The 14,960-nt window shown below is 44.8% G+C and carries 13 protein-coding genes; 11 read left to right on the plus strand and 2 right to left on the minus strand.

The window, feature by feature from the left end; translation table 11 throughout:
• Positions 1-105: 105 nt before the first annotated feature.
• On the minus strand, positions 106-1,407 hold the full coding sequence (locus tag ACJJIN_RS16940; RefSeq protein WP_444895502.1) for an MFS transporter: 1,302 nt from the start codon (positions 1,405-1,407) through the stop codon (positions 106-108).
• Positions 1,408-1,818: 411 nt separating this feature from the next.
• Between ACJJIN_RS16940 and ACJJIN_RS16945 the strand changes: the two genes are divergently transcribed.
• The 5 genes from ACJJIN_RS16945 to ACJJIN_RS16965 all read left to right on the plus strand — a co-directional run bounded on the left by ACJJIN_RS16945 (position 1,819) and on the right by ACJJIN_RS16965 (position 7,876).
• Positions 1,819-3,294: a NarK family nitrate/nitrite MFS transporter gene (locus tag ACJJIN_RS16945; RefSeq protein WP_444895503.1), complete on the plus strand. Its 1,476-nt coding sequence runs from the start codon at positions 1,819-1,821 to the stop codon at positions 3,292-3,294.
• 115 nt (positions 3,295-3,409) lie between these two features.
• Entirely contained in the window at positions 3,410-5,182 is a 1,773-nt protein-coding gene (locus ACJJIN_RS16950; RefSeq protein WP_444895504.1) for a bifunctional protein-serine/threonine kinase/phosphatase, read from the plus strand.
• 361 nt (positions 5,183-5,543) lie between these two features.
• The gene (locus tag ACJJIN_RS16955) at positions 5,544-6,785 is read left to right on the plus strand and encodes a TRAFs-binding domain-containing protein (protein ID WP_444895505.1); all 1,242 of its coding nucleotides are present in this window, start codon (positions 5,544-5,546) and stop codon (positions 6,783-6,785) included.
• A gap of 2 nt (positions 6,786-6,787) precedes the next feature.
• The gene (locus ACJJIN_RS16960) at positions 6,788-7,192 is read left to right on the plus strand and encodes a TIR domain-containing protein (RefSeq protein WP_444895506.1); all 405 of its coding nucleotides are present in this window, start codon (positions 6,788-6,790) and stop codon (positions 7,190-7,192) included.
• 435 nt (positions 7,193-7,627) lie between these two features.
• On the plus strand, positions 7,628-7,876 hold the full coding sequence (locus ACJJIN_RS16965; RefSeq protein ID WP_444895507.1) for a transposase: 249 nt from the start codon (positions 7,628-7,630) through the stop codon (positions 7,874-7,876).
• A gap of 324 nt (positions 7,877-8,200) precedes the next feature.
• On the opposite strand, the gene csrA is transcribed toward ACJJIN_RS16965, so the two are convergent.
• Positions 8,201-8,389, minus strand: a complete 189-nt coding sequence (gene csrA, locus ACJJIN_RS16970; protein WP_444895508.1) for a carbon storage regulator CsrA — start codon at positions 8,387-8,389, stop codon at positions 8,201-8,203.
• 725 nt (positions 8,390-9,114) lie between these two features.
• Between csrA and ltrA the strand changes: the two genes are divergently transcribed.
• From ltrA to ACJJIN_RS17000, 6 genes are all read left to right on the plus strand, one after another.
• Positions 9,115-10,413: a group II intron reverse transcriptase/maturase gene (gene ltrA, locus ACJJIN_RS16975; protein ID WP_444895509.1), complete on the plus strand. Its 1,299-nt coding sequence runs from the start codon at positions 9,115-9,117 to the stop codon at positions 10,411-10,413.
• A 750-nt stretch (positions 10,414-11,163) separates the two neighbouring features.
• Positions 11,164-11,682, plus strand: a complete 519-nt coding sequence (locus ACJJIN_RS16980; RefSeq protein WP_444895510.1) for a hypothetical protein — start codon at positions 11,164-11,166, stop codon at positions 11,680-11,682.
• A gap of 519 nt (positions 11,683-12,201) precedes the next feature.
• The gene (locus tag ACJJIN_RS16985) at positions 12,202-12,579 is read left to right on the plus strand and encodes a hypothetical protein (RefSeq protein WP_444895511.1); all 378 of its coding nucleotides are present in this window, start codon (positions 12,202-12,204) and stop codon (positions 12,577-12,579) included.
• 183 nt (positions 12,580-12,762) lie between these two features.
• On the plus strand, positions 12,763-13,302 hold the full coding sequence (locus ACJJIN_RS16990) for an SF0329 family protein (RefSeq protein WP_444895512.1): 540 nt from the start codon (positions 12,763-12,765) through the stop codon (positions 13,300-13,302).
• Between the two features lie 525 nt (positions 13,303-13,827).
• Entirely contained in the window at positions 13,828-14,520 is a 693-nt protein-coding gene (locus ACJJIN_RS16995; RefSeq protein ID WP_444895513.1) for a hypothetical protein, read from the plus strand.
• Positions 14,521-14,528: 8 nt separating this feature from the next.
• Entirely contained in the window at positions 14,529-14,945 is a 417-nt protein-coding gene (locus ACJJIN_RS17000; RefSeq protein WP_444895514.1) for a hypothetical protein, read from the plus strand.
• The last annotated feature ends 15 nt before the right edge of the window (positions 14,946-14,960 follow it).

Here is a 14,960-nt window from a genome sequence, read left to right on the forward strand (position 1 = left end):
AATTACAATTTTTCAGACTCGACTGAAACCATAGATTTTTTCCTGCTTAATTAATCTTTACTCCCTAGCCTTTACTCAGGCGTAATCCCTTATTGGTAGTGGGCACTACCTATCCGGCAAAGCCTCGGTTTCGCTGGTTTCCTCAAGCAGGAAATTATTTTGCTGTGCGTACTGTAAACGCTGCATATAATTTTCTCTTTGAATCGCTAAATACATAACCAGCATGCAAATCGCGAGTACACCGTAGAGCAGCATAAAGGCAGCACTGTGAATACCCACTAAATCCTGTGCAATACCAAACAGGACTGGCAGGGTAAAACCTCCCAAAGCACCAATCGTGGCCACCGCGCCACCAACACTACCCATATGTGCGGGGAAATTATCGTGCAGTGCTTTGTATACAGAAGCTCGTCCGAATCCCTGAGCGATACCAATAACCAGTAGCAGTAAAGTGAATAATTCAATACCCACTTCAATATTTAAATGCACATCCCGTTCCACCCCGTGAATGGTCATGCTGGTGGGCGGGTAACTGAGGAAGAAAAGACACACCAGGCAGGTCCAGAAAACACTCCAATTGACGGTGCGCGCACCGTAGCGATCGGCAAACCAACCCCCTAAAGCGCGCAGTGAACTGGAAAGGGCCACAAACAGCAGGGTGAGTGCCATTGCTACCGGTGTACTGACTTGGTATACCGACAGATAGTAATTCGGCAACCACAATAAAAGCGCGAGAAAACTGCCAAAAACAAAGTAATAGTAGAGCCCATAACGCCAAACCCGGATTTGCGTTAGCGGCTTTAAATGACTGCGCAGATCCGGTTTTCCCCGGCTGCGCATATAGCGGGTTTCCTCTGGTGCAAAAAATTCGAATAAAACCATCATCAGGATAATCCCGGCTCCATAAACCGGCCCTATCCACTCGCGGCCAAACCAATTTTGAATGGCTGGAGCCAATGCCAGGGTAATTGCAGCTCCGGCATTTCCTGCACCAAAAATGCCCATCGCAGTACCCTGCCGCCCTCTTTCGAACCACGGGCTGATATAGCGAATCCCCAAAACAAAAGACACCCCGGAAATACCCAGCCACAACCCCGCCAGCAAGTGGGCCCCGTAGCTATCGATAAAGGGCAACAAAAAGAGCACCGGCAGCAACAACAGCATCTGCAATAAAATCAGCTTTTTCGCAGAAAAATATTCCACCAGAAATCCCGCCGGAAAACGCAGCAGCGCCCCGCTCAAAATCGGCGCAGCCAGTAGAACCCCGTATTCAGTTGCAGACAGATCCAGTTGCCCGCGAATCTCTACCCCCAATACCGCGTAGAGCGTCCAAACAGAAAAGTTAGCGGCGAACATGGCCGAGGCAAATATCAGCGCGCGCCCGGCGAGTTGCTGTGTATATTGCACGGCAGGTATCTCCAAAATATTGGCTGTCGAAAATTAATTGCCGCCCCGGTTATTCACCGCATTGGCCCCCCGCCCCAGAAAAGTGATTACAGAACTACAGCGGGGCGAGAAATCCATAGAGGCAAGCTACTGGCAAGATGCACAAAAAATCGGCTAGCGACAACTACTCCCAAAAACCCTTTTTAATCATTATCAATTTCCGCCAACTACCCCCACAGGGGTAGAAACGCACTAAAAACCGCCCCTACCCACTCCGAGCTACTAACCCCAAGGGGTTACTCCCTTCCAACTACAAATCGATTTCCCTTCCACTTACCCCTTTTGCGCGCTTTCCCTCTGGCGCTGCTCAAATACTATCGGTCATGACCCTATCCACCTCTAAAAATTTCTGAGAAGCCGGAGAAAATAGTCATGAGTCAATCCAGCGGCCTCAATTTATTTAATTGGGGCGATCCCAAAATAAAGACGCTGCACGTTACTTGGTTTGCGTTTTTCCTGACTTTCGTGGTGTGGTTCTCCCACGCTCCGCTGATGGTCTTTATCAAGGAAGCGTTCGACCTCACCAGCCAGCAAGTAAAAGCCCTGTTAATCCTCAACGTGGCACTCACCATCCCCGCCCGTATCATTATCGGTATGCTGGTGGATAAACTGGGGCCGCGCCTGGTGTACAGCGGGCTGCTGATGACCTCATCTTTAATCTGTTTGGGCTTCGCCACCGCAGACAGTTATGAATCCCTGGCCCTGTTCCGCTTCCTGCTGGGATTTGTGGGTGCCGGCTTTGTAATTGGTATCCGCATGGTGGGTGAATGGTTCCCAGCCAAACAAGTCGGCCTGGCAGAAGGTGTTTACGGCGGCTGGGGGAATTTCGGTTCTGCTGCCGGTGCCATGACCCTGCCCACCATCGCCCTGCTGTTCGGCGGTGAAGACGGCTGGCGCTATGCCCTGGGCCTCACCGGCATCATCGCCGGCCTGTACGGCATCATCTACTACCGCGTTGCCCGCAACACTCCTAAAGGTTCCACTTACTTCAAACCGAAAAAGAGCGGCGGCCTGGAAGTGACCAGCAAGCGGGATTTCTACTTCTACCTGCTGATGAATGTGCCCATGTACCTGGCACTGGCAGCGCTGGCTTATAAACTGTCTCCCAGCGGCGTAGCCCTGCTGAGCCAGAATGCCACCTACGTGATGTGGGGCCTACTGGTAGCACTGTTCGCCTTCCAGACCCGCATGATTTGGAATGTAAACAAAGACCACCTGCGCGAAGGTGTGCCCGAGCTGGAGAAATACAACTTCAAGCAGGTAGCCATCCTCGACCTGGCCTACTTCGTCACCTTCGGCTCAGAGTTGGCCGTGGTTTCTATGTTGCCTCTGTTCTTCCTGGAAACCTTTGAAGGATTGAGCCCGGTGAAGGCCGGCCTGCTCGCCTCTGGCTTCGCCTTTATGAACCTGGTGGCCCGCCCAACCGGTGGATACTTCTCTGACAAACTGGGACGCCGCCGCAGCCTGATGTTCCTGATCGGCGGCCTGGCAGTGGGTTACTTTGTATTGAGCCAGATTAACGGCAGCTGGTGGATTCCCGCTGCGGTAGTGGCCACCATGTGCTGCTCTTTCTTCGTGCAGGCCGGTGAAGGTGCCGTATTCGCTGTCGTACCCCTGGTGAAGCGCCGCATGACCGGGCAGATCGCCGGTATGGCCGGAGCCTACGGCAACGTGGGTGCGGTTACTTTCCTTACCGCCCTGTCTTATGTCAGCTACAGCCAGTTCTTCCTGATTATCTGCGGCGCAGCAGCGGTGATCTTCTTCGCCTGCCTGTTCCTGGAAGAGCCCAAAGGCAATATCGCCGAAGTGCTACCGGATGGCACAGTGCAGCTGATCAGCGTGGAGTGATCCGGAAAGGGTGATCGTAAAGCAGTTATCAAGCAACTAACGCAAAGGAGGGCCAATGGCCCTTCTTTGTTTTTCGCCGTTGGTCTGAGGGGACGAAAAGAGAGTGGAGAAAGCTGTGAGCGAAACCAATTCCGGGGTGCAAACAGAAACCGAGGCAAACCCCGAAGCCCAGACACCGCGATTGAGCCACGGCCTCTGCACTAGTGCCGGCATCAAACCGCAGAACGAAGACGCGGCAATCTATCACTGGCCAGCCAGCCCGCACTTACAGGAATACCTGGGCGCAGTCTCCGCACTGGCCGATGGAGTCAGCTCTGCCGAAGCTGGTGCCCAAGCCAGCCACACCGCCACCGAGCAGTTTGTGCGGGACTATTACAAGGTGCCGGATACCTGGTCTGTCGCCCACGCCGGACAGAAAATCCTCGCCTCCATTAACAGCAAGCTATACCGCAAGAGCCACGACTTTCCCCAACAGGAAAAGGGCTTCCTCTGCACCTTCTCTGCCCTGATTTTTAAATCCCGTACCGCCCACTACTTCCATATCGGCGACAGCCGTATCTATCACCTACGCGGTGACAACCTTAAATGCCTCACCCGGGACCACAACATCACCCTGGCCCACCGCCAACAGATGCTGTCCCGCGCGTTGGGAATGGATACTGGCCTGCAAGTGGATTACGGCCAGCTCAGCCTGGCTAAGGACGATGTACTGCTGATTACCAGTGACGGGGTGCACGACTTTATCAAACAGGATTTGCTGCGCGAGCTGTTGGCAGATACCCAACTAAGCGAACAGGAAACAGCGGAAACCCTGGTGCGCCTCGCCGAGGAAAACGGCAGTGACGATAACCTCTCCGCATTAGTGGTAAAGGTAAAGGCATTGCCACAAACCACCCTGGACGACTACAGCCGCCAGCTTACCCGCCTGCCCTTCCCACCGGAATTGGAACCGGGCATGGTATTGGATGGTTACCAGGTGGAACGGGAGCTGTTCTCCTCCCAGCGCAGCCAGCTGTACCTGGTGCGCGACAGTACCACCGGGGAAATCCTGGTAATGAAAACCCCCTCGGTAAATTACGAGGACGATATCCACTATATCGACCGCTTTATTCAGGAGGAGTGGATAGGCCTGCGTATTCGCAGCCCCCAGGTAGTGCGCCTGCACCGCCAGACCCGCCCGCGCACCGCGCTCTATTACCTGATGGAGTATGTGCAGGGCAGCACCCTGGAGCAGTGGATCACCAACAACCGCTTTCCTAAACCCGCAGAGGCGTTTCGACTCCTTAAGGAAATTGCCACCGGACTACAGGCCTTCCACGATCAGGAAACCATTCACCAGGATTTGCGCCCAGCCAATATCATGATCGACGGCGACGGGCGGGTAAAAATTATCGACTTCGGCTCAGTTTACGTAGCCGGCAGTGCCGAGATTTTCCGCCCCCTGGAGCACCCGGAAGCGCTGGGCACCGCCAGCTATTCCGACCCCCACTATATCCTTGGGCACAACAGCGGTATTCGCGGCGATGTCTATGCTCTCGCCACCATTGCCTACGAAATGTTTACCGGAGAACTGCCCTACGGCGAGGAAATCGAAAACTGCCGCTCCCACGCCGACTTCGAACGCCTGCGCTACCGCACCGCCAGCCAGTTTAATCCGGTAGTCCCCATCTGGTTCGACCGCGCCCTGGAACGGGGATGCAGTATCGACCTGGAACAGCGCTACTCCACCCTAACGGAGTTTATGCGCGATCTGGCTAACCCCAACCCGGATTACCTAAGGGAAGATCCTACTGAGAAGGGAGATGCTTCCCTTTTCTGGAAAATTCTTTGTGGGATTTGGGTGGCTACTTTATTGGCGGTGGCGGCGTTGTTTTCGTCTAGTGGATGAAACCAAGGGTTTCTAGCACGATGATCCCATCTACCAATATTTTGGCCCAGAACATCTAAAAAGCACACTAATTTATCAGGTAATTTTAGACAGAGATCATCTCTCATATTTTCTGTACTTGTTTCTAAGCGCTGCGTAATATTTTACGTTTTCATATATTGTATAACATAGGAAATTAAGGGCGGCTTAATATATCTATTAGATCAATTCCGTGCCAATACTAGTTTACATACTTTTTGATATGCTTTTCTCCGGTTAAATTGACTTTTCACACTTGAGGAGTGCTTAGGGGTGATATGATACATCCCTTTTGAATACGCAGTTATGAATCCAAAAGTCACTGAGGCAAAAAGGAGTATTCGTGGCAAAGTCACAAAAAATATGTTTTGTAATAATGGGATTCGGGAAAAAAACTGATCACTCAACAGGTAAGACCCTGGATTTAGACAAAACATACAAGAATATAATTCAGCCCGCAGTAGAGTCTGCTGGGTATCAATGTATAAGAGCAGACGAAATACAGGATGCGGGTTTAATTGATAAGAGTATGTATGCACTACTTATGCAGGCGGAGTTAGTTGTGGCTGACATTTCTACTTTTAACCCAAATGCGATATATGAACTAGGTGTTCGACATGCAGTTAAACCATATTCAACAATAGTAATAAAGGAAGAAGAAGGAAAAATCCCTTTTGACCTAGATCATACTAGAATTTTCCATTATAAACATTTAGGTGAAGATATTGGAGCAGATGAATCTCAACGTTGCCAAAAAGAGTTAGAAGAGAAAATTAAGATAGTTACGAACAGCCCACTCGTTGATAGTCCACTATACGATTTCATCAAAGATATCAACCCTCCAGAGTTACCAGCAGCTGAATATAAGAAAATTATTGGTGATTTAGCAGAAAAAGAGACCCATATATTTGCGATTGTTGAAAAAGCAAAAGATCATATGTTAGAGGATGAGTTTGTCGAAGCCGCAAAATTATGGAGAAAAGCGGCCGAAATGGTACCATCAGAAGATTATTTTCTTCAGCAACTGGCCTTATCAATTTACAAGTCTAAAGAGCCTTCGGAAGATACAGCATTAACAGACGCACTAAGGGTTATTGAAAAACTAGCACCCGATGGAGATTCAAATGACCCTGAGACACTTGGCCTAACTGGTGCCATTTACAAAAGAATGTGGCTTTCAAATTCAGATATTGAATGTCTAAAAAGGGCAATCAAATATTATGAAAAAGGCTTTCAGATTAGAAAGGATTTCTATACAGGTGAAAATTATGCGCTTTGCTTAGATATGATGTCTAAAGTGGAAGAAGATGGTAATGAAAAAACTTATTATCTAATTGCAGCTAAGAAAGCACGTCAACAGATAATCGAAACACTAGCATATGTGAAGGATGCGGTTGATGATGGTAAGTGCAACATAGAGTTTAAATGGGCTTTTGCGACACTTTCCAATTGTTACTACGGTCTGGGTGAAGTTGAAAATGGCAAAAAGTTTGAAAAATTATTCCTATCTTTAGTTGAAGCCAAGTGGGAAGAGGCTACTTTTCAAGAGAGCAAAAAGAAAGTAATTGAGCTAACAAGGAGTTAGAAATGGCAAAAAAATATAATATCTTCATTAGTCACTCATGGCAAAACTCTGATGCCTTAAGAAGTTTACGAAGACTATTAAATGATCGGGGATACTTTAACGTTGAATTTGAAGAGGTGAGCAAGGATGAGCCCATCGATTCTAAAAACGCAAGTTACATCAAAAATCGACTAGCTGAAAAGATTGGAAACTCAAATATAGTACTTGGGCTTGCTGGAATGTACGCTAGTCATAGCGACTGGATGGAGTGGGAGTTAGATAAAGCCCTAGATCTTAACATTCCAATAGTAGGGGTTATACCTAGAGGTCAAGAGAGGATTTCAACAACTGTATCTAGTCGTTCAAAAGTTGACGTTGGTTGGTACACTGAAAGTATTGTTGCTGCAATCAGAGACTTTGCCAAGTAATTCATAAATCAGGTGGCCGGCAATTTCTAACGCCGGCCCCCAAGCCATCCTTAATTGAGTTATATGCCGATCATGCCGTCAGGGTTGCGGAAACAATTCTTGCGCTTGGTATCAAATATATAGCTGCAGATGCCTATTATAGCAAGGTTAAATTTGTTTCGGCCATCATTCCAACAGGGTTGCATATTGTTGGGAAGTTGCGAATAGATCCAGACTTACAGTGGTTATACGAAGGGGCATACAAAGGTTCGGGACGCCCCAAAAAATATGATGACAAGGTTGATTTTGATACAGACGCGCACCGTTCTGACTACGTTGATTCTCTGAATAAAAGAACTTAAGTTTATACGAAAATTGTTTATGCAAGATTTTTAAAACGAATCATTCGTGTTGTGATGCTTAAATCCATAAAAGAACGGCAAAGAGGGTCACGCATTGCTGTATTCGACAGACACAGAGCTGGATGCAATGACATTAGTCGCGTATTACAAATCTAGATTCCAAATAGAATTTCTATTCAGAGATGCAAAACAGCACACTGGTCTGGCTAATTGTCAGTCAATCCGAAAAGAGGCGATCAACATGCATGTCAATGCATCATTGGTGGCTCTGAATTTGCTAAAAATCGAAGATAGAAATGCGAAACCAATGGATGAGGCAACGGCCATTTCAATTGCTAGCTAGAAGCGTCGAAAGTTCAATCAGCACCTTATGGATAGAATTTTTGACGAGTTAGATCTGGATCAAAGTTTTGGAAAAGTTGCCCAAATTTACGAACGGTACAGTGACTACGGGGCTATAGCTGCATGAAACTGTCCGAAGTATTGTTACTAGTAGTAATATTCTTTATATTGACAAGACTAAATTTGTGCGAACTTGAATTTTACTAATTATCTATTTTAAATTTGAAAGGATAATTTTCTCCAGCAACCAAAGACAAAATCTTTCTTATTGCTTGACGCGCCGACGCACGTCGCTGTTTTAAAACCTTCAAAGCTCCGACTTTTCTCAATAACTTCCATCCCTCAACATCTGCTCCTTTCGGAGACGAATATAAATTTCCTCACGGTGAACCGGCAGAGATTTAGGAGCACGTATTCCTATCTTCACCTGATTACCCTTAACTTCCAATACCGTGATTGAAACATTGGCTCCAATCCTTAAGTTTTCACCTGTCCGGCGCTTTAAGATCAACATAGTTATTTCCTACTGATACTCAGACCATGGGTAGACCTTCTCTGATGGAAGGCTGAAAAAGTAATGTTGTGAGGAAATACCGGGTGGTGCGCGGGAACGGTAGGCATAGAAGAAGAAAAGGCAGGCACAACGCTCCCAGAGCTTGGGGAATCGCTCCAAGCCCCTGAATGTACTCCACTTTATTGAAGATGAGCGGGTTTCTAGCGTATGATCCATATAGCCAGTGCGTCCTGAGTATTTTTTTTTATTTTTATAAATAAAAAATAAATACGTGCTATCCAGGAGATGGAGGTCGGCCCTCCGTTATCGCTTTGCAGGAAGTGATAACAAACCGCCTCAAGGTGATCGGAGTAAAGAGCTTTGGTTAGAAGCGCTTGAGGAAAAGGCGTAAGAGATACGTCAGGTATGTTGTGTAGAGACGAATGCAAATGAACCACTGATGAGGTGTCGAAAGCGTATTACCAAGATGATGTCAAAACCCGTGCACTGGCTAAGTGCGGGGATAAGCTTGGAGGTTACCTGTTTACCGACCGAGTGGCATCCGGCATAGAGGTGGCGTGAACACACAACAGGCTTTTGGGTGGAACAGGAGAACCTGTCGTCCAGGTGTTAAGGAAGAGCGTCAAGTAGAGGCCCTACAAGACGTTGAGTACCAAGACTGGTCACAGGGGCGGAACAACCCGTAGTAGTGGAGAAGCGGCTGTAATGGACGTGGAGCGAAGGGGTTGTCGTATTCGGCGACTAACCGTGTAATCAACCCAGATGGGGAGGAATTAACGATTAGCGCAAAGCCATTCAATATTCCCAAGCGAGCGGTTTGGGAAGCGTGGAAGCAGATTAAGGCTAATGGCGGCGGAGCGGGGATTGATGAGATAACGATAGAGCAATACGAATCGAGTCTTGTCAAAAACCTGTACAAGCTATGGAATCGGATGTCATCTGGCAGCTATTTTCCATCAGCCGTCAAACGAGTGGATATTCCGAAACTCGATGGCAGCCTGCGACCACTGGGTATCCCCACAATCGAAGATCGCATTGCGCAAATGGTGGCTAAGCAACTGCTGGAGCCAGAATTGGAGAAGGTATTTCACCCTGACTCCTACGGCTATCGGCCAGGCAAATCTGCTATAGACGCAGTGCGCCGAGCTCGACAACGATGCTGGGATAGAATCTGGGTAGTTGATTTAGATATCAAGGGTTTCTTTGACAATATTAATCACGAACTCCTGCTGAAGGCATTAGATAAACATAATAATCATCAGTGGGTCAGACTCTATGTACAGCGCTGGTTAACGGCTCCAGTACAACATCGGGACGGACAGCTTGAAGAGCGAACACAAGGTACTCCACAAGGGGGTGTAATCAGCCCTCTACTGGCAAACTTGTTTTTGCACTACGCGCTGGACGCCTGGATGGTGAGAACGCACAGAGATATTCCTTTTGAGCGTTACGCGGATGATGCTGTTTACCATTGTCGTAATCCTCGAGAGGCGGATCGCTTACTGGCGGCTCTAAAAGCACGCTTGACTACCTGCGGGCTTGAGGCTCATCCAGAGAAAACGCGCAAGGTCTATTGCAAGAACAGTAATCGTAAAGACTCCCACCCAGTGATCCACTTTGACTTTCTGGGCTTTCGATTTGGTCCCAGAAAAGCAAGGAATCGCCAAGGACAGATCTTCACCGCATTTAGTCCTTCAATGAGCCCTAAGGCCTTCAAGAGGATTAAGGATAAGGTCAGGCAATGGCGAGTAATAAACTGGGTGGATCGATCACTATCTGAAATGGCAAAAGTACTTAATCCCGCAATACAGGGTTGGCTGAACTACTATGGTCACTTTGGGCGGAGATATGGTGTTTATCGACTTCAGAAGTATCTTGACCAAACGCTGATGCGTTGGGCCAGGAAGAAGTTTAAGCATCTAAAGCGAAGCTGTTTCAAAAGTTGGGCCTTTATTGGAAAAGTTCGTCAACAAATGCGCGGCTTGTTTGCACACTGGAGAATGGGAAGATTGAAAATGTGCTGAATACGAAGAGCCGTATGAATTGAGAGGTTCACGTACGGTTCTGTGAGAGGTCGAAGGGGAAGTTCCTTTGGTCTACTCGACTTTTGATAGTACGTGTATCAATTTGGTCAGCTGGCCCCTGGTGTTGCTGCACCTTGGGTCAGCGCCTTTTACTCTCTCTTACGTCACGCTACCGTTCTCCTTTGAGAAGATGGTTCTTTAGAAAATTCTTAGATATCTTGATTCTCTCGAATCCCTTTGGTCTTTGGCCATCGGCCTTCAAAAGGCCACCCAATTCCGGCGAAAATACCAATAAATATCTATCGATTTTACGCAGCTTTGACACTAAAACAAACTGAATAAAATCCAATAAGATCATTTTTGTGCCTATATTTTTGTTTATTTATGCTGACAAAAATTCAGGCTGATCATGAAAATAGAAAATTAAATTGGCACTATTTACTGGTTTTCATTTTTGAATTCAGAAAAGCAATTGATCATTAACTCCAGCTAGAAACGTTTTACATCTATCGATAAAGGATCTCTTAATAGATAAAAGCACTTTGCCGGATGGTATTGGTGTGAGATTGAGGAAACAATACTGGATACCCATAGATCAGTGAATACTTAGCTACATGGACACCTCTCATATTTGGTACAAATTATCTAGTATGACAATCAATACCACATTAATCAGACAATTCTTAAGCTTTTTTGATTTGTCAGCAGGTGGTATGATATAGCTTAGTTTGGATACGCTGTGAACATCAAATGAAAAAGCGTAAGAAATTACTTTGGTTCAGCCTTTTTGCCGTCTCTTTAATTGGAGTCGGATTTATACTTGGTATGTTTGGCAGTGCCCTAAAGCCTCCGGCAAATGCTGGTGAACTATCTCCTAGTATAGATATAGCTGATCTAGAGCCGGGTGAAATACTTACTCGGGATGTTCATTACGAGAGGGCGCGAGACATAAGATATATAATTTATAAAAATTATGAGTCGGAATTTATAGTTTTCAGCGTTCCCCTCAGAGATGGCATGGTAGATATGCCAGACTTAAAGTGGTGGAGGTGGGGCCCAGAATGTAGAAACTTTGGTCCGACCATGAAAAACGGTAAGGTAGTCCCACATAGCCAGTTCAAATGTCATGACCACGAATTAAATACGTGGCTAGCTAAAGAAAATGTCTGGGATCTTAATGGTAATAATCTCGGTAAATATACAGAAGACATGGAAAGAGTAAAATTTTCAATAAAAGGCTTTGACCTTTTATTACATATGTATTACTAAAAAATTAATCAAAATCTCCTCCTGCTGTTATTGAGCTTTATAATTTCTGACCCGCTTCATTATGCGAGAACTAAAATTAAAAACTAATATGGGAAGAATAAATTATTTAGCATGTAGACTTAGTATCGCGATGCTATGTGGATTCATCTCATATTTATTGGTAGCGACTTTTCCGGCCCTTGTTGCTCCAGAACTGGCGGATTTTTATAGAACACTAGGGATGTATTTCCTTTATACAGCCGTTGTTCAATTAGCAGGATTGTTATTTTTGATGTTTGGAAACAAGCGATTACTGAATATCACAAATTTGGCTTTATCCTTGATGTGTTTTATACCTATAATAATTTACTTTATAAAAATTGCTCCAAATGGCCTGGGTTAACAATATTGGTACGATCGAGCCTTTTCCGCTGAGCTACTATCGCTTTGTGGCTATAGAACTTACTGTAAGTTCTGAGTATTCCATTGAACAGGTAAAGGTACTATTATCCAAATAGATCCTGTTAATGGTTGTAAGTAATGAAAGCAAAATTACAAGAATTAATTAATGATAAACCCATAAAACAAAGCCCTCATTATCTTTTGAGTCAAGAATTGGAGTTCGATTTTTTTAAGTCCATTTCTACATTCGCTATGGCATTTATAGGCGGTATTGTTACTCTCAAAACTGCTCTTGGTATTGATACACCCATTAGTGAAGGATTCACTTTCTCTTTGGTTGTCGCCATGATATCAGCTCTATGTGCCTTTCACGCACAACATGAATTAATTAGCGACCTACGTAATGGTCGAACCCCCAGTAAAATAAAGCAGCTATTCAGATTTTTTCCCGGACCTATCCTCCTTGGGGTGGCTATTGGGTCGGCCTTCACCTATTTCGAAAGCTCATTGCACTAACAGTATTAACTTTATAAGTTGTTTAATCACTCTGGTGTAAACGAGTAATTAGAATAGGAGGTGCGGAGAATCTGCTGTTTTCTCATCCCCTGAATTTTTGGTAGCTGCTATATTGGAACGAAATAATCAATTACACAATAGCCGTAAACTGATGAATTTATGTGTGAGTAGGAATATCCCCCAATGAAATGGAGCAAGCTGAAATCTCTAGTTGAAGAAAAATTTTCTCCATCCCTGGATGGCCGTATCTCTATCAATAGTACCAGTTATGGAAACTGTTCATGTGGACATGCCTGGTTGACTTTTGATAAAGAAGTCATAGCAAACTTCTGTACAAGAGCCTTTTGGAATAGAGCGAGTGGTGATTACTATAGAAAAGATAATCGCTGGGTTACTGATTCCGATGTGCCTGAGCATGTAAGTGAAAAGCAGAAACTATCCTATGGTGAGATGGAATATGGAGAGTTATCTCGGCAAGATGCCTATCAAGCCTGCTGGGAATTCGTTCATACCCTCAAAATTGATGAAGCTCTAAACTCCGAGAACCCATTGATTCAGTCCCTAGCCACACTGGATAAGCGTTTAGGTAAGCGCAGACTCAAGGAGATTGATACAGCAAGCTTACATCCATTAGCAAAGAAATTATTGAGCATAAGATTGGAGTCTGAAGGTATTAAAGCCCCGGCAATCACAGAACAAACCTCTTCAACGCAACACCCGTAGATTATTTAATTATCTAAGCATCCAGCAAGCCATCAAGATAATATTACAAGGTTTAGATAGCAGGGATGTTTACTCCAACACTTAACACCAGGCATATCCGGTACGATAGTCCACCTTACAGAAATGTAGCTCCAAATATAGATAACGCGCTCTGATTTAACATAAAAATTTGGGCGAAGATTATCTATCACACCCCATTTTTTATTTCTTATACTCGGTGTAATGCTATGTTATTTCTTGCTTTAGCAACATCAAGGTTCAATGGCTAACAAGTGTATACCTACTATTCACCGTACTAACTTTCTGATTCTTAATGATTTATGCCGGTGATTGATAAATATCAAAAACAAAATATGTGAAGTAGCTCCGTTTTTAGAGCGATATTATCAGCCTAAAATACACTATAACAAACTCAGCAGTACAGGATCTATATTTTCATTTCCTTGACCCTAATTGGCTATTGTCATCTAATCAAATCGTTCTCGATAAGGAAATTCCACAATAATAACAACTGGGAAGTTAGGTATGACAAAGACATTTTCACAGCATGCTGTAGACAAGATTAATTCTATTATGAATGATCACAGCAATCATGTTGGTAGCCAGCTTAAAATAGGTAACCCCACAAAATATAAAAATCATATTTCTAGCGATTGTATAACAATGGCAATTTGGGTTCTTAAATATAGTTTTGAGAAGCTTGGAAAGCTTAATTCCAGCAAGCGAGTGGGTGGACTTGGAGAAAAAGGTACCGAGTTAGCAAAATACTTGATTAATACTCATAACTGGAAAGGCGTATATTATAATCCTGACGTTAAGCACCCTAGTGATGGTCTTGGTGAACATATTGCGAGCTACTACAATCAGGTAAAGAAAAACTGTACTTATAGTGTTGGTCGTGTGCCGATCAGCAATACTGTTATAAACTATAAGCCGAGCAAAAATAAAGTGACCACCTATTTGGATTTAACCAAGAAACAAGACGCAGATTACAACACATTTTCAAATATTCCATTTGGACTGGGAATGTCAAGTGGCGGTAGGCATGTATGGCTTTATTCAAAAGAGTTTGTGTACGAATCACACTGGGAAAAAGAAGCTGGCGATGGATTATATACTAAGACACAATTAAAAATGTTTCCCTGGCTCTCAGGAATTATTGTCGTACCGCCAGACACGCACAACCTTTTAACTATTACTTCCACCAACTGTAAGTAATTATATTTATGCTAAAACCTATAAAAATCCTACTACTATTTTTAATGACATTGTCATCCTTCACCTGTGCCAGCACGGAAACGGATGATGTTAAACTGGACAAAGCTCAGGTTGATGTTGTTTTACGAGAGTGGAACAAAAAAGGATTCGGCGATAAGATCGAAACAACTACATTAACGATAATAACAGCTCCAGATTACAAGGGTGATATCGTTATTTTACGTGAAAATGAACCAAAACGTGGTTTCACTGCGGAAGTTTACAAGCCAAAGCCAAATGCACTGAATCCTGAGCTATGGGAATTTGTATCTGGTGATATTGAAAAATCCATAGTGAAACAACCTAACGGTAAATTCCATTTATCCGAGATGGTTGATAAAGGGGTAAGAATTGAAGTTATCGACCTAAGCAATGAAAATAAATAGCTATGTAATTTAGAG

The sequence above is a fragment of the Microbulbifer maximicatervae (SeqCode) genome (assembly GCF_052467505.1).

What these genes read in the sequence shown, in the direction of transcription:
- ACJJIN_RS16945 (WP_444895503.1), top strand. Translation starts at nt 1,819, where the DNA reads ATGAGTCAATCCAGCGGCCTCAATTTATTTAATTGGGGCGATCCCAAA.
- ACJJIN_RS16960 (WP_444895506.1), top strand. Translation starts at nt 6,788, where the DNA reads ATGGCAAAAAAATATAATATCTTCATTAGTCACTCATGGCAAAACTCT.
- csrA (WP_444895508.1), bottom strand. Translation starts at nt 8,389, where the DNA reads ATGTTGATCTTAAAGCGCCGGACAGGTGAAAACTTAAGGATTGGAGCC.
- ACJJIN_RS16980 (WP_444895510.1), top strand. Translation starts at nt 11,164, where the DNA reads ATGAAAAAGCGTAAGAAATTACTTTGGTTCAGCCTTTTTGCCGTCTCT.
- ACJJIN_RS16985 (WP_444895511.1), top strand. Translation starts at nt 12,202, where the DNA reads ATGAAAGCAAAATTACAAGAATTAATTAATGATAAACCCATAAAACAA.
- ACJJIN_RS16990 (WP_444895512.1), top strand. Translation starts at nt 12,763, where the DNA reads ATGAAATGGAGCAAGCTGAAATCTCTAGTTGAAGAAAAATTTTCTCCA.
- ACJJIN_RS16995 (WP_444895513.1), top strand. Translation starts at nt 13,828, where the DNA reads ATGACAAAGACATTTTCACAGCATGCTGTAGACAAGATTAATTCTATT.
- ACJJIN_RS17000 (WP_444895514.1), top strand. Translation starts at nt 14,529, where the DNA reads ATGCTAAAACCTATAAAAATCCTACTACTATTTTTAATGACATTGTCA.